This is a genomic window from Nocardioides alkalitolerans DSM 16699 (assembly GCF_000426525.1).
GTDB lineage: Bacteria > Actinomycetota > Actinomycetes > Propionibacteriales > Nocardioidaceae > Nocardioides > Nocardioides alkalitolerans.
Genome location: NZ_AUFN01000013.1, coordinates 262,835 through 278,282, shown reverse-complemented (window position 1 = coordinate 278,282; position 15,448 = coordinate 262,835). Strand labels below are relative to the sequence as shown.

Below are 15,448 nucleotides of genomic sequence, written 5' to 3'. Positions count from 1 at the left end.
TCGAGCCTGCGCGGAGGGCGGCCCTCGGGGCGTGAGCCCCGGTGCTCATGAGCGGTGGTCCGGGCGGGTCAGGAGCACCAGACTGGTCGACATGACGACCCGCTGGACGCTCACGATCGATTGCACGTCGCCGGCCGTCGTGGCCGCTTTCTGGAAGGAGGCGCTCGGGTACGTCGATGCCCTGCCGCCCGCGGGCTTCGCGAGCTGGGAGGCGTGGTTCGTCGCGAGCGGCGTTCCCGAGGACGAGTGGGACGACGGCGCCGCACTCGTCGACCCACTCGGCGTCGCGCCGCCGCTCTCGTTGCCTCGCGTGCGGGAGGAGAAGAGCGTGAAGAACCGGCTCCATCTCGATCTGCAGGTGTCGGGTGGCCGGGCGCAGCCGGCGGGGTCTCGGCGTGAGGCCATCCGCGCGACGGTCGCGCGACTGGTACGGGCCGGCGGCGCGGTCGTCGCCGAGCACCACGTGGACGACGCACTCGACCACGTGGTCATGTCCGATCCCGAGGGCAACGAGTTCTGCGTGGTCTGAGGCTCCCGCAGGTTCTCCACAGATCGCTGGACGAGGCTGGCCATCGAATGCTTGTTCGAATAGAATCAGGGTATGTCGCCGCCCGCCACCGAGAGCCCCCGGGTCGCTCCCGTGCTGCCCGCGGTCACGCCCGGCGACCTGCTGGCGCGGGTGCGCGACGCGCGCTCGCTCGCCGACGCGGCGGAGGTCGAGATCCTCTGGACGGCGATCGAGTGGGCCTACGCCCACCCCGACCCGCACGCCCCCGCTGCGCCGTGCCTGGTCGGGGAGCACGCGTACGCCGCGCCGCCCGACGACCGGTCGCTGTCCGTCGACGAGCTGGTGGCGGCCGGTGGTTGGTACGGCGTGCCCGCCCTCGCGTGGGACGCAGCGGCCTCGTTCGCGGCCGCCAACGGGATGGCCACGGTGGCCGGGCGGCTGCTGATCCGGGATGCCCTGATCCTGAGCCACCGTCTGCCGCGGGTCTGGGAGCGCGTCACCGCCGGGCAGGTGCCCGCCTGGCGTGCGCGTCGGGTCGCCGCCACGGTGGCCGGGCAGCCCGACGACGTCGCCGCGTACGTCGACGAGCACGTCGCGGCCGTGGCCGAGAAGGTCGGCGTCGCCACGCTCGACAAGCTGCTCGACGAGGCGATGCTCCGGCTCCACGCCGAGGACCGCGAGCTCGAGCAGCTCGAGGCCCTCGACGCGCGCTGGGTGCGGCTCGACGAGGCGGGGATGGGCCACACCGGCATCGCCGAGCTCGAGGCGCGCGGCGACTGGAAGGATCTCGCCGACTTCGACGAGACCCTCACCGCCGTCGCCGAGCGGCTGGGGGAGGAGGGTGCACCCCACGCCGGCACCTCCCTCGACGTCCGCCGGTCCATCGCGATGGGCGTGCTGGCCGACCCCGCCCAGGCCCTCGCCCTGCTGGCGGGGACGACGGACGCCGTACGACGACCGCGCAAGCGCGCCGTGCTGCACCTGCACCTCTCCGAACGGGCCCTGGCCGGGTGCGACCCGGTGGCTCGCAACGCCTCGGCGGGCTCCGGGTCGGGTGTGCCCGTGCTGGCCGAGCAGGTCCGGGAGTGGTGCGGACGCACCGACACCCACCTGACCGTGCTGCCGGTCGTCGACCCGACGGACCGAGTGGCGGTCGACGCCTACGAGATCCCCGAGCGGGTCCGGCGCCAGGTGCTGGCCCACCACACGACCTGCGTCTTCCCGTACTGCGAGCGTCGCGCCGACACCGGCGACCTCGACCACATCGAACCCTGGCTCGACCCGGGTTCGGGCGGTCCGCCCGGCCAGACCTCCACCGAGCACCTCGCGCCGCTGTGCCGACACCACCACCGGCTCAAGACCCATGCCGGGTGGTCCTACCGTCGCATCGAGGCGGCCACCTACGCCTGGACCGATCCCCACGACCAGCGGTTCGTCGTGTCGCCCGACGGCACGACGGACGTGACGCCGTTCGTCAGTTGATGATCTCGGCCCGCGGATCGGCGCGCAGCACGGCGAGCCGGTCGCGCCAGGCCTGCAGCGCCTCGGGGGTCAGGCGCGTCCAGTCCGTCACCTCGGCGACGACCCGGAGGGGCTCCGTGCTGCGGTAGGAGCGCGTGGGGTTGCCGGGGAACTTCTTGTCGGTGACGTTCGGATCGTTCTCGAAGGGGCCGGTCGGCTCGACGGCGTACACCCGGGGCGTGCCGACGCCGGCCGCGAGCTCCGCCGCGAGCTCCGCCGCCAGGCCCGCGCCGTCGCGCAGCGCGGTGAAGTAGACGTGGTTCATGACGACCTCGGGCCGGTAGTTCGACCGGAACCCGGCGGTGAGGAGGTCGCCCGCCCGCAGGTCGGCCGTCGTGCCGTGGAAGAACGGTCCCGCGTCCAGCGCCTCGGTCATCGTCACAGCGTAGGGAACCGGCCGGGGGAGTGTGCGGAACCGCCGGGCTGGGCACGCTGGCCTCCGTGCGCGCTCCCGTCGAACGTCCCGTCGCCAGCTGGTTCTGGGCCCTCGCCCCGCTGTACACCCTCGGGATCGGCACCCCGATGGTGATGGTCCACGCGGCCGTCAAGAAGCGCAGCCTGCTGCAGGCCCTGGCCGCCACCGCGTACGTTGCCGTCCTGGTGACGATGGTCGTGGTGGACCGGGACGCCGGTGGGCTCCAGGCGACTCTCTTCAGCTCGGGGATCGCGATCCAGTTCATCGTCGGCGCCGCCCACGCTCTCGCGATCCGCCACTGGGTCTTCTCCGGCAACCCGGCCCCCGACCCCCGCGGCGTCGAGCTCCGCCACCGCCAGGCGCTCGCCATCGCCGCCCACCAGGACCACTCCGCGGCCCGCGCCGAGGCGCACCGCATCGTCGCGACCGACCCGCAGCTGGCGCGCGGGCTCGTCATCGGACGCCCCGACCTGCCCTACCGCGAGTTCCCCGACGGCGGCGTCGTGGACGTCAACCAGGCGACGGTCGGGATGCTCTGCCACTTCGCCGGGCTGCCCGACGAGGTCAGCCGCCGGATCGTCGAGGTGCGCACGCAGGTCGGTGAGTTCGCGTCGTACGACGACCTGCTCGTCACCGCCGACCTCGACCCCTACGTCACCGACCGCGTGCGCGACTGGCTGGTGTTCATCCCACGCGCAGCGGGGGCTCCGTCTTCTCGCGGATCTCGGCCTCGGTGACGTCCGGCGCCAGCTCGACGAGCACGAGCCCGTCGGGGGTGACGTCGATGACGCCCAGGTCGGTGATGATCCGCTGCACGACGCCGCGGCCCGTGTAGGGCAGCGAGCACTCGTCGACGATCTTGTAGGACCCGTCGCGCGCCACGTGCTCCATCAGCACGACCACCTTCGCGGCCCCGTGCACGAGGTCCATGGCGCCGCCCATGCCCTTCACCATCTTGCCGGGGATCATCCAGTTGGCGATGTCACCGCCGGCCGAGACCTGCATGGCCCCGAGGATGGCCGCGTCGACCTTGCCGCCGCGGATCATGCCGAAGCTGGTCGCCGAGTCGAAGTACGACGCCCCGCGCCGCACGGTCACGGTCTCCTTGCCGGCGTTGATGAGGTCCGGGTCCTCCTCGCCGTCGACCGGGTAGGCGCCGACGCCGAGCACCCCGTTCTCCGACTGCAGCACCAGCTCGACGTCGTCCGGCACGAAGCTCGGCACGCGCGTCGGCAGGCCGATGCCCAGGTTCACGTAGGAGCCGTCGCTGAGCTCCCGGGCGGCGCGGGCGGCCATCTCGTCGTGGGTCCAGCTCATGTCAGGCCTCCTGGTCGCTGGTCGCGGTGGTGGTCGGGGCGGCGGGCCGCACGGTGCGCTTCTCGATGCGCTTGGTCGCGGCCTGCTCGGGGGTGAGCGGCACGACGCGGTGCACGAAGACGCCGGGCGTGTGGATCTCGTCGGGGTCCAGCTCGCCGGGCTCGACGAGCTCCTCGACCTCCGCGATGGTGATGCGTCCGCACATCGCAGCGAGGGGGTTGAAGTTGCGGGCCGAGCGCTGGAAGACGAGGTTGCCGTGGCGGTCGCCCTTGCGGGCGCGCACGAGGCCGAAGTCGGCGACGATCGCCTCCTCGAGCACGAACTCGCGCTCGCCGTCGCGCGTCTCGAACACCTGCGTCTGCTTGGCGGGGGAGGCCTTCACGACGTTGCCGTCGGCGTCGTAGCGCCAGGGCAGCCCGCCGTCCGCGACCTGCGTGCCGACCCCGGTGGCGGTGAAGAACGCGGGGATGCCCGAGCCGCCGGCCCGCATCCGCTCCGCGAGCGTGCCCTGCGGCGTCAGCTCGACCTCGAGCTCGCCGGAGAGGTACTGCCGCGCGAACTCCTTGTTCTCACCGACGTACGACGCGACCATCCGCCGCAGGCGGTGCGCGCCGAGCAGCAGGCCGAGGCCCGCGTCGTCGACGCCGGCGTTGTTGCTGAACGCCTCCAGGTCGTCGACGCCCGTCGCGAGCAGCGCCTCGATGAGCACGGTCGGGATGCCGCACAGCCCGAAACCACCGACCGCGATGCTCGACCCCGACCCGATGTCGGCGACCGCGTCCGCGGCCGAAAGGACCACCTTGTCCATGTCTCTCCCTCGTTCGACGACGTCCGCGACCGATTCGACGCCCGCCTCCCCGAGGGGTCAAGGAGCCCGCGGAGAGTGCTCACCCGGCGATCGGTGAGCGGTCAGGGCGTCCGCTGGGTGAACGTCTACGATGACGGGCGTGAGCGAGCAGAGCGGCATGGTGGGGCGTACGGCGACCGTCCTGCGCGCGCTCTCCCAGCACGACCTCGGCGTGCGCACCGCCGACCTGGCCCGCTCCGTCGACCTGCCCCGGCCCACGGTCCACCGCCTGCTGGCGGCTCTCCACGACGAGGGCTTCGTCGACCGCGACACCGAGTCCGGCCGCTGGTTCCTCGGCCCCGAGCTGTTCGTGCTCGGCACGGCGGCGGCCCGCCGGTACGACGTGACCGAGCTGGCCCACCCCCACCTGCGACGGCTCGCCGAGGCCACGGGCGAGAGCGCGTTCTTCTCGGCCCGCCGCGGTGAGGAGACCGTCTGCCTGCTGCGCGAGGACGGCGCCTTCCCGATCCGCTCCTTCGTGCTCGCCGAGGGCGTCCGCTTCCCGCTCGGCGTCGTCTCGGCCGGGCTCGTCGTGCTGGCCCACCTGCCCGACCGCGAGGTGGACGACTACCTCGCGCGCGCCGACCTCGTCCCGGCGTACGGCGCCAGCCACGCCCCGGACCGCCTGCGCGAGCGGATCGCGGCCACGCGGGCCGACGGCTACGCCACCAACCCCGGCCTCATCGTCGAGGGCAGCTGGGGCATGGCCGCCGCGGTCTTCGACACCCGCGGCCGCCCCGAGTGGGCCCTCACGATCACCGGCATCGCGACGCGCTTCGAGCCGGCCCGGCGCGCCGAGCTCGGGCCGCTCCTGCTGCGCGAGGCCCACGCGCTGGGGGCCAGGCTGGGGGGAGCGCCCGTCAGCGCAGGGCCCGTCAGCGCAGGGCCCGTCAGCGCAGGGCCCGTCAGCGCAGGGCCCGGGCGAGCCGCTCCGCCGCCGACGTGACGGCCCGGCCGAGCTCGACCTCGGCTGCGAGGTCGAACACCGAGACGCCGACGCTCATCGCCGCCCCGTCGCGCAGCGCGGGCACCGGCGCGGAGACCCCGTGCACCGACGGCACGACCTCGGAGAAGCTCACCGCGTAGCCCTGCGCGCGGGCACGGGTCACCTCCGGTCGCTCCCCGTCCTGCTCCGGCAGGGCGGCGAGGATCGCCATCCCGGCCGAGCCGCGGTCGATCGAGTCCAGCTGGCCCGCCCGGAAGGCCACGTGCACGTCGGCCCGGCGCGGCTCGACGACCAGCAGGGCGCGCACGTGCTCCGCCCCCTCCTGCACGACCAGGTGCGCGGTGGCCGCGACCTCGTCGGCCAGCTCCTCGAGCAGGGGCAGCGCGAGCGCCCGCAGGTCGCGCTCCACGGGCTCGGCGAGCGGCACGAGCCCGGCGCCGAGGTGGTAGCGGCGGTCCTTGTCGCGCCGGACGAGCCGGTGGGCCTCGAGGGTGCGCACGAAGCGGTGGGCCACGGTGCGGTGCACCCCGATGCCGTCCGCGACCTCGGTGATGGTCAGCCCGTCGGGGTGCGTCGCGAGCAGCTCCAGCACGCGGAGCCCGGCGTCGAGGGTCTTGCTCAGGCCCGCGGTCTCCCCGCTGCGTTCGCTCATCCGCCGATTGTCGCGGGCGGCCGACGTGGTGGGAGCGACGGGTTGACGTGCGTCACGTGACGTGGCTAACTATGCGTGCTTTATTCGCACGGAGCGTGCGAATAACGCACACACGGTCATCACGAATGAGAAGGAGCAGCGATGCAGGAGGTCCCCGACCTCGCGGCGTTCCAGGCCCTGCGGCTCTACGCCCGGCAGTCGCGTCTCATCGACACCGGCGACGCCCGGGGGTGGGCCGCGACGTTCACGCCGGACGGCGTCTTCGCCTCGCCGTCCTACCCGGCCCCCGCGGTCGGCACCGACGAGCTCGTCGCCTTCGCGCAGCGGTACGCCGCCCAGGGCGAGGCCACCGCGACGGTCTCGCGCCACGTCGTGACGAACGTCGACGTGCTTCCCGGGGCCGACGTCGACCACCTGGTCGCGCACGCCTACCTCCAGATCGTGGCCACCCCGGCCGCCGGCGAGAGCCGCCTCGTGCGGCTCACCACGCTCACCGACCAGCTCGTCCGCGCGGACGGAACGTGGCGGGTCGCCCGCCGCGACGTCGTCCGGGACGACCAGCCCGCCACCCCCGCAGCCCCCGCAGCCCCCGCAGAAGGAAGTGACGCATGACCCTCGTCGAGCCCACCGACCACCCCGGACGCGTCCAGGGCGCCCTCATGGCCGTCGACCACCCCGACCTGCGCGACAAGGTCGCCGTCGTCACCGGCGCCGGCCGCGGCATGGGCGCGCGCTTCGCCGCCGCCCTCGCCCGCCGCGGCGTCCACGTCGTCGGCGCCGACATCGACGGCACCCTCATGGACGAGGCCGCCTCCGCGCTCCGCCTCGAGAACGGCGACGTCACCGGCGCGGGCGAGGTCGTCGGCACCGTCGTCGACGTGCGCGACCGCGACGCCCAGCAGGCGGTCGCCCAGACCGCCGTCGACCGCTTCGGCCGGGTCGACCTCTGGATCAACAACGCCGGCATCTTCCCCGAGGCCCCCGTCGCCGACATCTCGCCCGCGCAGATGCAGGCCACGCTGTCGATCAACGTCGAGGGTGTCCTGTACGGCGCCCAGGCCGCGGCGTCGGTGATGGCCCCCGGCGGGTCGATCGTCAACATGGCCAGCGTGGCGGCGGTGCGCGTGCGGCGCGGGCGTGCGGCGTACTGCTCGTCGAAGGCCGCCGTCGCCCACCTCACCGAATGCCTCGCGGTCGAGCTCGGCGACCAGGGCATCCGCGTGAACGCGATCGCCCCCGGCTTCGTCGACACCGAGATGACCCGCTGGGTGCAGGACGACCCGCCGGCGCTCGCGAAGGCGCTCGACGCGATCCCGCTCCACCGCCTCGGCTCGCCCGAGGAGATCGTCGGACCGATGCTCTTCCTGCTCTCCGACTCCGCCCGCTACGTGACCGGCCACATCCTGGCCGTCGACGGCGGCTCGCGGCATGTCTGACCACCCGACCGACCGGGTCGTCCTCGTCACCGGCGCCGCCGGCGGGATGGGTGCGCAGCACGCGCGCACCCTCGCGGCCGACGGCTGGAGCGTCGTGCTCGCCGACGTCGCCGACGCCACCCCCGTGGTCGAGCAGATCCTCGCCGACGGCGGGCGTGCGAGCGCGGTCGAGCTCGACGTCACCGACCCCGCGCGGTGGGAGTCGGTCGTCGCCGGGGTGCGCACGACGTACGGCGCGCTCCACGGTCTCGTCAACAACGCCGGGGTCTCGCGGCGCCTCCGCTTCATGGACACCACGCACGACGTGTGGCGCCAGGTCATGGCGATCAACCTCGACGGCCCCTTCTTCGGCATCCAGGCGTGCGCCCCCCTGATGCGCGACTCGGGTGGCGGCTCGATCGTGAACATCTCCTCGATCGCGGGGCAGATCGGCTACTTCTCCCCGTCGTACTCGACGTCGAAGTGGGCCCTGCGCGGGCTCACGAAGAGCGCGGCGGGCGAGCTCGCGGGGTGGGGCATCCGGGTCAACTCGGTGCACCCCGGCCTCGTGGGGACGCCGCTGCTCTCCGGCTCCGACGGCTTCGTGACGAGCGCCGTCGCGAGCATCCCGTTCGGCCGCATGGGCCGGCCCGACGAGGTCACCGCCGTCGTGGCGTTCCTGCTGGGCGAGGGCTCGTCGTACATGTCGGGCGGCGAGCTCAACGTCGACGGCGCGCTCGTCTCCAACGGCACCTACCACCGCATCCTCACCGAGATGGAGGGCGACCTCTGATGGCCACCGACAACCACACCCGGGGCGAGCACGACTACGACGTCGTCGTCATCGGCGGCGGGGGCGCCGGCCTGGCCGCCGCCGTCTCGGCGGCCGAGCGGGGCGCGTCCGTGATCCTCTTCGAGTCGGAGGGGGAGCTCGGCGGCTCCACCGCGCTCTCGGCCGGCCTCTTCACCGCCGCCGGCACGAGCGTGCAGAAGGAGCTCGGGGTCGAGGACTCCGTCGACCGCTACTTCCAGCACTACATGGACCTCAACCAGTGGCTGCTCAAGCCGGGTCTCGTGCGCCGGTTCTGCGAGCTCGCGGGCCCGACCTTCGAGTGGATGCTCGAGCTCGGTCTCGAGGTGCCCGCGCAGATCTCCGGCAACGCCCACCAGCCCGGACTGAGCCGGGCCGGCGTCGAGGACGTCTGGCGCGGCCACGTGCCGAAGGACCAGGGCTACGGCCTCGTGCAGGTGCTCGACCGCGCCCGCAAGGCGCACGGCATCGACGCGGTGCTCCACACCCGGGTCGAGCGGCTGCTGGTCGTCGACGACGGCGGCGTCAGCCGGGTCGCCGGCGTCGTCGCCGACGGGGTCGAGCTCACCGCGGGCGCGGTCGTCGTCGCCACCGGCGGGCTCGCGCAGAACCCCGAGCTCGTCGAGCGCTGGTTCCCCGACGCGCTGCGGGCGGGGGAGTCGCTCTTCGTCGTAGCGGCGGAGGGCTCGCGCGGCGACCACATCGCGTACGGCGCGCAGGTCGGCGCCGGCATCGCGGGCGACGGGTGGGGCCTCATGCTCCCGACCGCCGAGTTCGTGCGCCACCACCACTGGCAGGCCGGCTTCCCGCCGCCGTCGCGCGTGCACGTCAACGGCCAGGGACTCCGGTTCATGGACGAGGACGCCAGCTACGCCGTGTCCGGCGGGCTCATCGACGCCCAGGGCGGACCCACCTGGATGGTCTTCGACGAGGCCGCGCGCGTGGCCCTGCCCGACGGCTACGCCGACTGGGACGCCGAGCGGGTCACCGCGCTCGTCGACACCGGCCAGGTGACGCGCGCCGACGACCTCGTGTCGCTGGCGGCCGCGATCGGCGTACCCGCCGACCACCTCGTCGCCACCGTCGAGCGGTGGAACGACCAGCTGCCGCACGGCAGCGACATCGACTTCCAGCGTGACCGGACGCTGGCGGCCAAGGGCGTCACCGCGCCCCTGGCGCCGATCGCCGCGGCGCCCTTCTACGCGACCTGCGTGCTGCCCGCCGAGCTGGTGTGCACCCACGCGGGCCTCGAGATCGACACCTCGGCGTCGGTGCTCGACCACGGGGCCCGGCCGATCCCGGGCCTCTTCGCCGCCGGTGAAGCGGGCGGCGGGGTCCTCGGGAACCGCTACGTCGGCGGCGGCAACGCCATCGCCAACGCGCTCACCATCGGGCGCCTGGCCGGACAGAACGCCGCCGCTGCGGCGATCCGCGCCTGACCCCGGCACACTCCTCTCCGTCCCACGTCACGCATCGGGAGCACATCCATGTCCACCACCCAGCCGTCGGCCTCCACCGTCGACGCCGAGAGCGTCCTGTCGAAGGTCAAGCGCTCGATCCTGCCGGCCGCGTTCCTGCTCTACATGTTCAACTACATGGACCGGGCCGCCATCGGCTACGCGCAGCTCGAGATGTCGACCGACCTCGGCATCAGCCTCGCGACGTACGGCACCGTCGCCGCGATCTTCTTCGTGGCCTACACGGTGCTCGAGGTGCCCAGCAACATCATCATGAAGAAGGTTGGGGCGCGGCTCTGGCTGGCGCGCATCGCCATCACCTGGGGCATCATCACGATCCTCACGGGCTTCGTGCAGAACGTCACGCAGCTCTACATCGCGCGCATCGCGCTCGGCGTCGCCGAGGCCGGGCTCTTCCCGGGCCTGCTGCTCTACATGACCTTCTGGTTCCGCACCCAGGACCGCAGCCGCGGCATCGCCGGCTTCTCGCTGGCGCAGCCGATCGCGCTCCTCGTCGGCAGCGTCTCGGCCGGCCTGATCCTCGACCACGTCGAGTGGTTCGGGCTCAACTCCTGGCAGTGGGTGTTCATCCTGCAGGGCCTGCCGCCCGTGCTGCTCGGCGTGTGGGTGCTCTTCTACCTGGCCGACCGCCCCAACAAGGCGCGCTGGCTCACGAAGGAGGAGGCCGCCTGGCTCGAGAACGAGATCAGCAGCGAGTACCAGGCCGAGGACGACGGGCACATGTCGGTCGAGCTCGACGCGATGAAGAACCCGCGCATCCTCTACCTGGCCTTCATCAACCTGCTGTACGCCGTCGGCCTCTACGGCATGACCTTCTTCCTGCCGCAGATCGTCGCCCAGCTCAACCCGGGCTACTCCTCGACGAACATCGGTCTCGTCGGCGCGATCCCGTACGTCTGCGGCGCGATCGCCATGCTGCTGGTGGCCCGCTACTCCGACGTGCTCGGCAACCGCAAGCCGATCGTCATGACGACGCTCGCCGTCGCCGTGCTCGGCCTCGTCGTCACCATGGTCTTCCGCGAGACCCCGGCCATGGGACTGATCGGCCTCTGCCTGCTCGCGATCGGCGTCTTCTCCTACCTCGGCCCGTTCTGGGCCCTGGCCAGCGAGGCGCTCACCCGTGCGCAGACCGCCGTCGGCCTCGCCGTCATCAACTCGATCGCGGCCGCCGGTGGCTTCTTCGGCCCGTTCGTGATCGGCAAGACCTCGGTCGCCGGCGACGTCATCTTCAGCATGATCTTCCCGGCCGTCTGCATGAGCCTCGCCATCGTGCTGCTCATCTTCGTGAAGCCGGCGAAGCAGTCGCCCGCCGCGGTGACCGACACGCTCTGAGCCGGTCACGCTCGGCCCGCCGCGGCGCCGTCCCCACCTCGGGGGCGGCGCCGTCGTCGTACCCCGGCTCGCGTCGATGTGACGTGCGTCATAGTCTCGGCCGTGGAGTCACGCACCCACCCCACGCGTCGAAAGGACACCCGTATGACCCTCCAGGACACCCTCACCCAGGACGAACGCCTCGCCGAGCTCGACCTCGACACCCTCCGTCGGCTCGTCGGCCTCGTGGAGCACGACCCCGACACCGACCCTTTCCCCGTCACCGGCTGGGACGCCGTCGTCTGGGCCGTCGGCAACGCCACCCAGAGCGCCCACTTCTTCCGCTCCGCCTACGGCATGGAGCTCGAGGCCTACTCCGGTCCGGAGACCGGCAACCGCGACCACGTGGCGTTCGTGCTGCGCAGCGGCGCGGTGCGCTTCGTGATCACCGGCGCCGTGCACGCCGAGAGCCCCGTCGCCGCCCACCACGCGCGGCACGGCGACGGCATCGTCGACATCGCCCTCGAGGTGCCCGACGTCGACAGGTGCGTCGCCCACGCCCGCACCCAGGGCGCGACCGTGCTCGACGAGCCGCACGACGTCTCCGACGAGCACGGCACCGTCCGGGTCTCGGCCATCGCGACGTACGGCGAGACCCGCCACACCCTGGTCGACCGCTCCCGCTACTCCGGGCCCTACCTGCCGGGGTACGTCGCGCGGACGTCGTCGTACGAGCGGCGCCCCGGCGCGCCGCGGCGCGTCTTCGAGGCCCTCGACCACGTGGTCGGCAACGTCGAGCTGGGGCGCATGGACGAGTGGGTCGACTTCTACCGCCGCGTCATGGGCTTCACGAACATGGCCGAGTTCATCGGCGACGACATCGCCACCGACTACTCCGCGCTGATGAGCAAGGTCGTCGCCAACGGCAACCACCGGGTCAAGTTCCCGCTCAACGAGCCGGCGGCGGGCAGGAAGCGGTCGCAGATCGACGAGTACCTCGACTTCTACGGCGGCCCCGGCGCGCAGCACCTCGCGCTCGCCACGAGCGACATCCTCGCCTCGGTCGACGCGCTGCGTGCGGAGGGCATCGAGTTCCTCATGACCCCCGACTCCTACTACGAGGACCCCGAGCTGCGGGAGCGGATCGGGGAGGTGCGGGTGCCGATCGAGGAGCTGCAGTCGCGCGGCATCCTCGTCGACCGCGACGAGGACGGCTACCTGCTGCAGATCTTCACGAAGCCCGTCGGCGACCGGCCGACCGTGTTCTTCGAGCTGATCGAGCGCCACGGCTCGCTCGGGTTCGGCAAGGGCAACTTCAAGGCGCTCTTCCAGGCCATCGAGCGCGAGCAGGAGCGGCGCGGCAACTTCTGAGCGCCGAGCGGAGCCTCAGGGACGGCCGCGGCCGGCGGCGATCTCGCCCGCCGCGCGCAGCAGCGGCTCGACCGCGGTCGTCACCAGGTCGGGCTCGGAGGTCACGACGTAGACCGCCGCCCGCACGCCCCAGCCGGGCAGGGGAGCGGCGAGGCCGTAGGCACCGGGGTTGAGCTCGGCGTACGTCGCGACGTACCCCGCCGCGCGGATCGTCGCGATGCGCTCGGGCTCGCCGGCCACCGGAGCGCCGGAGGCCAGCACCGCGAGCCCCCCGGCCCCACGGTCGAGGGGGTCCCGGTTGCCGAGCCGGTAGGAGAACCGCGGCCCGTCGACGGGGGGCTCGGCGACCAGCGTCGTCACCGCCGCGTCCCCGGACGCCTCCACGAGGCAGGCCGTCGCGCCCACCTCGCGCGCGAGCGCGTGCAGGACGGGCTCGGCGGCCTCCCGCAGCCGCGGCTGGGCCAGCGCCCCGAGCTCCGCGGCCGTGGGGCCCACGCGGTAGCGACCGGTCCCGTCCTTCGCGGCGAACCCCGTGCGGTCCAGCGAGACCAGGAGCCGGCGGGTGATCGACCGGTGCAGGCCGCACGCGGCGGCCACCTGGCTGATGGTCAGTCCCTCGGCGTGGCGGCCCAGCTCGACGAGCACCGCGAGGCCGCGCTCGAGCGTCTGGGAGCCGTCACCGGGCTGCTCGGGGTCCGCGGGTGTCATCGGGTCGGCAGGATAGTGCCTCGCACCTCGCCGAGCGTGAGCCGGCCGGTCGCGGTCGGCGCCGAGTAGCGCAGCACGACCTCGTCGCCGTCCTCGAGGAACGTGCGCTCGGCGTCACCGACGGCGAACGGCTCGCGGCCGCCCCACGACAGCTCGAGGAACGACCCCCGCTGGTCCTTCTCGGGCCCGGAGATCGTGCCCGAGGCGTAGAGGTCGCCGACCCGCAGCGACGCGCCGTTGACGGTGAGGTGCGCCAGCATCTGGGCGGGCGACCAGTACATGGTCCGGTACGGCGGGCGCGCGACGACGGTGCCGTTCAGCTCGACCTCGACCTCCACGTCGTACCCGCCCGGACCCTCCTCCTGCAGGTAGGGCAGCACGGCCGGCTCCTGGCCGGGCAGCGGCACGCGCGCGGCCTCGAGCGCCGCCAGCGGCGTCACCCAGGCCCCGACCGTGGTCGCGAACGACTTCGCCAGGTTGGGCCCCAGCGGCACGTACTCCCACGCCTGGATGTCGCGCGCCGACCAGTCGTTGACGCCCGTGACGCCGAAGACGGTGGTCGCGAAGTCGGCGGTCGAGGCGCGCTCCCCGAACGGGAGCGCGCGGCCCACGACGAACCCGAGCTCGGCCTCGATGTCGAGGCGCAGGCACGGCCCGAAGGTGGGGGCGTCCTCGGTGGGGGCCTTGCGCTGGCCCGCGGGGCGGTGGATCGCGGTGCCGGAGACGACGACCGAACCGCTGCGACCGTGGTAGCCGACGGGCAGGTGCTTCCAGTTCGGCAGCAGCGCGTCGCCGTCGGGCCGGAAGATGCGCCCGACGTTCGTGGCGTGGTGCTCGGAGGCGTAGTAGTCCACGTAGTCACCCACCTCGAACGGCAGGCGCAGCGTCACGTCGTCGACCGGCAGCAGGCTCAGCGCCGCCTCCTGCGCGGGGTCGAGCAGCAGGTCGGTCACCCAGGCGCGCACCGCGGACCAGGTCTCCGGGCCGGCCGCCATGAGGGGGTTGAGCGACGCGGCGTCGAGCAGCGCGACGTACGACGGCGCGGTCGCCCGTGCGGCCGCGGCCAGGTCGAGCACGTGGTCGCCGATCCGGGTGCCGACCCGCGGCGGCTCGTCGCTGGTGGTGAAGACGCCGTAGGGCAGGTGGTCGACGTCGTGGCCGCTTCCGGCGGCGTGCGGCACCCAGGTGGTGGGGGTCATCGGATCTCCTCGGGACGAACGGGGGCGGGACGGGCGGAAGCGGGACGGGCGGGGACGGGGGTCAGCAGGCCGAGCGCGGCCAGGTCGTCGTAGGGCTCGGTGACCGAGCAGGAGCCGTAGGAGGCGAAGGCGGCCCGGGCGCGCACCAGCCGGTCGGGCGGCGTGGTCGCCACCTCGGCCGCCAGCGCGGCGGCGTCGCGCTCGCCGAGCGCGGCCTCGACGGCGTCGGCCCCGGCGCCCTCGCCCGCCCGCACGGCGGCGAGCAGCACGTTGAGGTAGCCGTGGTGCTCGAAGCCGGTGCCCGCGGCGGTGTGCCGCACGGCGTGGTGGAGGCCGGCCGTGCACTTGAAGGGGGTACGGCGGGCCGCGGCGCCGCTGATCCAGGTGGCCACCTCCCACTCGGTGGGGAAGAGGTCGGCGCTGACGCCGCCCGTGCGGAGCTTGAGCCGCAGGCCGTGCGCGGCGACGGCGTCGGCGACCTCCGGCCAGCCGGGGTCGCCGGGGCGCGGGACCTCGACGTACGTCAGCACGCCCGGCAGGTCGCCGACCGCGTGCGCGACCTCGGTGACCTGCGCGGCGTACGGCGTGCCCACGACCAGCTTGACCTCGAGGCCCGCCAGCTCGAGGCGGTCGGCGGCACGCACGGCGCCGACCACGTCGGGCAGAGCGGACGGCGCGGGCACGACCACGCTCACCCGCAGCGGGGCGTCCGGATACAGGTCGGCGGTGGCCAGCCGGGCCACCTCGGGGAGCGCCGCCGCGCCGATGACGAAGGGGCCGACGAGGTCGCGGTGCGCGGAGCGGAGGTGGTCGGCGTGGGCGGCGACGGCGACGGGCAGCGGTGCCTCGCCCGGGGGGAAGACCGCGGCGTCGTCGACGAGGGCGCGGAACGCGGGGGGGATCGCGGGCGGGAGCGTGGCGGGGATTGACACGCCCCGCAGGCTAGCGC

17 protein-coding genes are annotated in these 15,448 nt (G+C 73.5%); 10 read left to right on the top strand and 7 right to left on the bottom strand.

Features of this window, described 5'->3' with window-relative positions; genetic code table 11:
- Window positions 1-31: 31 nt before the first annotated feature.
- Both K329_RS0113270 and K329_RS0113265 read left to right on the top strand, forming a co-directional pair.
- The gene (locus K329_RS0113270) at window positions 32-529 is read left to right on the top strand and encodes a VOC family protein (protein WP_245596553.1); all 498 of its coding nucleotides are present in this window, start codon (window positions 32-34) and stop codon (window positions 527-529) included.
- Window positions 530-601: 72 nt separating this feature from the next.
- Window positions 602-1,990, top strand: coding sequence for an HNH endonuclease signature motif containing protein (locus tag K329_RS0113265; RefSeq protein ID WP_028473427.1), 1,389 nt, complete (start codon window positions 602-604; stop codon window positions 1,988-1,990).
- Here K329_RS0113265 and arr read toward each other — a convergent pair.
- Entirely contained in the window at window positions 1,983-2,405 is a 423-nt protein-coding gene (arr, locus tag K329_RS0113260; protein ID WP_028473426.1) for an NAD(+)--rifampin ADP-ribosyltransferase, read from the bottom strand. The two genes, K329_RS0113265 and arr, sit on opposite strands and share 8 nt — an antisense overlap.
- A 65-nt stretch (window positions 2,406-2,470) precedes the next feature.
- On the opposite strand from arr, the gene K329_RS29615 reads away from it, so the two are divergent.
- On the top strand, window positions 2,471-3,181 hold the full coding sequence (locus K329_RS29615; protein WP_157571719.1) for a helix-hairpin-helix domain-containing protein: 711 nt from the start codon (window positions 2,471-2,473) through the stop codon (window positions 3,179-3,181).
- Here K329_RS29615 and K329_RS0113250 read toward each other — a convergent pair.
- Window positions 3,129-3,761: a 3-oxoacid CoA-transferase subunit B gene (locus tag K329_RS0113250; RefSeq protein WP_028473425.1), complete on the bottom strand. Its 633-nt coding sequence runs from the start codon at window positions 3,759-3,761 to the stop codon at window positions 3,129-3,131. The two genes, K329_RS29615 and K329_RS0113250, sit on opposite strands and share 53 nt — an antisense overlap.
- A gap of 1 nt (window position 3,762) precedes the next feature.
- Window positions 3,763-4,569: a CoA transferase subunit A gene (locus K329_RS0113245; protein ID WP_028473424.1), complete on the bottom strand. Its 807-nt coding sequence runs from the start codon at window positions 4,567-4,569 to the stop codon at window positions 3,763-3,765.
- 139 nt (window positions 4,570-4,708) lie between these two features.
- Here K329_RS0113245 and K329_RS26700 point away from each other — a divergent pair, with 139 nt between their 5' ends.
- Window positions 4,709-5,554 carry an IclR family transcriptional regulator gene (locus tag K329_RS26700; protein WP_245596551.1) on the top strand — a complete coding sequence of 282 codons (846 nt, stop codon included), beginning with the start codon at window positions 4,709-4,711 and terminating at the stop codon, window positions 5,552-5,554.
- On the opposite strand, the gene K329_RS0113235 is transcribed toward K329_RS26700, so the two are convergent.
- Window positions 5,514-6,206, bottom strand: a complete 693-nt coding sequence (locus K329_RS0113235) for an IclR family transcriptional regulator (protein ID WP_028473423.1) — start codon at window positions 6,204-6,206, stop codon at window positions 5,514-5,516. The two genes, K329_RS26700 and K329_RS0113235, sit on opposite strands and share 41 nt — an antisense overlap.
- 141 nt (window positions 6,207-6,347) lie before the next feature.
- On the opposite strand from K329_RS0113235, the gene K329_RS26695 reads away from it, so the two are divergent.
- From K329_RS26695 to hppD, 6 genes are all read left to right on the top strand, one after another.
- Window positions 6,348-6,818: a nuclear transport factor 2 family protein gene (locus tag K329_RS26695; protein ID WP_052336845.1), complete on the top strand. Its 471-nt coding sequence runs from the start codon at window positions 6,348-6,350 to the stop codon at window positions 6,816-6,818.
- Window positions 6,815-7,642, top strand: coding sequence for an SDR family NAD(P)-dependent oxidoreductase (locus K329_RS0113225; RefSeq protein WP_028473422.1), 828 nt, complete (start codon window positions 6,815-6,817; stop codon window positions 7,640-7,642). Before K329_RS26695 ends, K329_RS0113225 begins: the two co-directional genes overlap by 4 nt.
- Window positions 7,635-8,414, top strand: a complete 780-nt coding sequence (locus tag K329_RS0113220) for an SDR family NAD(P)-dependent oxidoreductase (RefSeq protein WP_028473421.1) — start codon at window positions 7,635-7,637, stop codon at window positions 8,412-8,414. The genes K329_RS0113225 and K329_RS0113220 overlap by 8 nt, the downstream gene beginning before the upstream one ends.
- Entirely contained in the window at window positions 8,414-9,871 is a 1,458-nt protein-coding gene (locus tag K329_RS0113215) for an FAD-dependent oxidoreductase (RefSeq protein ID WP_028473420.1), read from the top strand. The genes K329_RS0113220 and K329_RS0113215 overlap by 1 nt, the downstream gene beginning before the upstream one ends.
- 48 nt (window positions 9,872-9,919) lie before the next feature.
- A complete protein-coding gene (locus K329_RS0113210; protein ID WP_028473419.1) occupies window positions 9,920-11,242 on the top strand; it encodes an MFS transporter in 1,323 nt (440 codons plus the stop codon).
- A 144-nt stretch (window positions 11,243-11,386) separates the two neighbouring features.
- Complete coding sequence (gene hppD, locus K329_RS0113205) at window positions 11,387-12,592, top strand: 4-hydroxyphenylpyruvate dioxygenase (RefSeq protein WP_028473418.1); 1,206 nt, start codon at window positions 11,387-11,389, stop codon at window positions 12,590-12,592.
- Between the two features lie 15 nt (window positions 12,593-12,607).
- On the opposite strand, the gene K329_RS0113200 is transcribed toward hppD, so the two are convergent.
- From K329_RS0113200 to K329_RS26690, 3 genes are read right to left on the bottom strand one after another with little or no spacing between them, the layout of a single operon-like run.
- Window positions 12,608-13,300 carry an IclR family transcriptional regulator gene (locus K329_RS0113200; RefSeq protein ID WP_028473417.1) on the bottom strand — a complete coding sequence of 231 codons (693 nt, stop codon included), beginning with the start codon at window positions 13,298-13,300 and terminating at the stop codon, window positions 12,608-12,610.
- Entirely contained in the window at window positions 13,297-14,499 is a 1,203-nt protein-coding gene (gene fahA / locus K329_RS0113195) for a fumarylacetoacetase (protein WP_028473416.1), read from the bottom strand. The genes K329_RS0113200 and fahA overlap by 4 nt, the downstream gene beginning before the upstream one ends.
- The gene (locus K329_RS26690; protein WP_211225850.1) at window positions 14,496-15,431 is read right to left on the bottom strand and encodes a serine/threonine-protein kinase; all 936 of its coding nucleotides are present in this window, start codon (window positions 15,429-15,431) and stop codon (window positions 14,496-14,498) included. Before K329_RS26690 ends, fahA begins: the two co-directional genes overlap by 4 nt.
- Window positions 15,432-15,448 lie beyond the last annotated feature (17 nt).

Bases quoted from the DNA above. Each gene is read 5' to 3' on its own strand.
- K329_RS0113265 (WP_028473427.1), top strand. From the start codon at position 602: ATGTCGCCGCCCGCCACCGAGAGCCCCCGGGTCGCTCCCGTGCTGCCC.
- arr (WP_028473426.1), bottom strand. From the start codon at position 2,405: ATGACCGAGGCGCTGGACGCGGGACCGTTCTTCCACGGCACGACGGCC.
- K329_RS0113250 (WP_028473425.1), bottom strand. From the start codon at position 3,761: ATGAGCTGGACCCACGACGAGATGGCCGCCCGCGCCGCCCGGGAGCTC.
- K329_RS0113245 (WP_028473424.1), bottom strand. From the start codon at position 4,569: ATGGACAAGGTGGTCCTTTCGGCCGCGGACGCGGTCGCCGACATCGGG.
- K329_RS0113235 (WP_028473423.1), bottom strand. From the start codon at position 6,206: ATGAGCGAACGCAGCGGGGAGACCGCGGGCCTGAGCAAGACCCTCGAC.
- K329_RS26695 (WP_052336845.1), top strand. From the start codon at position 6,348: ATGCAGGAGGTCCCCGACCTCGCGGCGTTCCAGGCCCTGCGGCTCTAC.
- K329_RS0113225 (WP_028473422.1), top strand. From the start codon at position 6,815: ATGACCCTCGTCGAGCCCACCGACCACCCCGGACGCGTCCAGGGCGCC.
- K329_RS0113220 (WP_028473421.1), top strand. From the start codon at position 7,635: ATGTCTGACCACCCGACCGACCGGGTCGTCCTCGTCACCGGCGCCGCC.
- K329_RS0113215 (WP_028473420.1), top strand. From the start codon at position 8,414: ATGGCCACCGACAACCACACCCGGGGCGAGCACGACTACGACGTCGTC.
- K329_RS0113210 (WP_028473419.1), top strand. From the start codon at position 9,920: ATGTCCACCACCCAGCCGTCGGCCTCCACCGTCGACGCCGAGAGCGTC.
- hppD (WP_028473418.1), top strand. From the start codon at position 11,387: ATGACCCTCCAGGACACCCTCACCCAGGACGAACGCCTCGCCGAGCTC.
- K329_RS0113200 (WP_028473417.1), bottom strand. From the start codon at position 13,300: ATGACACCCGCGGACCCCGAGCAGCCCGGTGACGGCTCCCAGACGCTC.
- fahA (WP_028473416.1), bottom strand. From the start codon at position 14,499: ATGACCCCCACCACCTGGGTGCCGCACGCCGCCGGAAGCGGCCACGAC.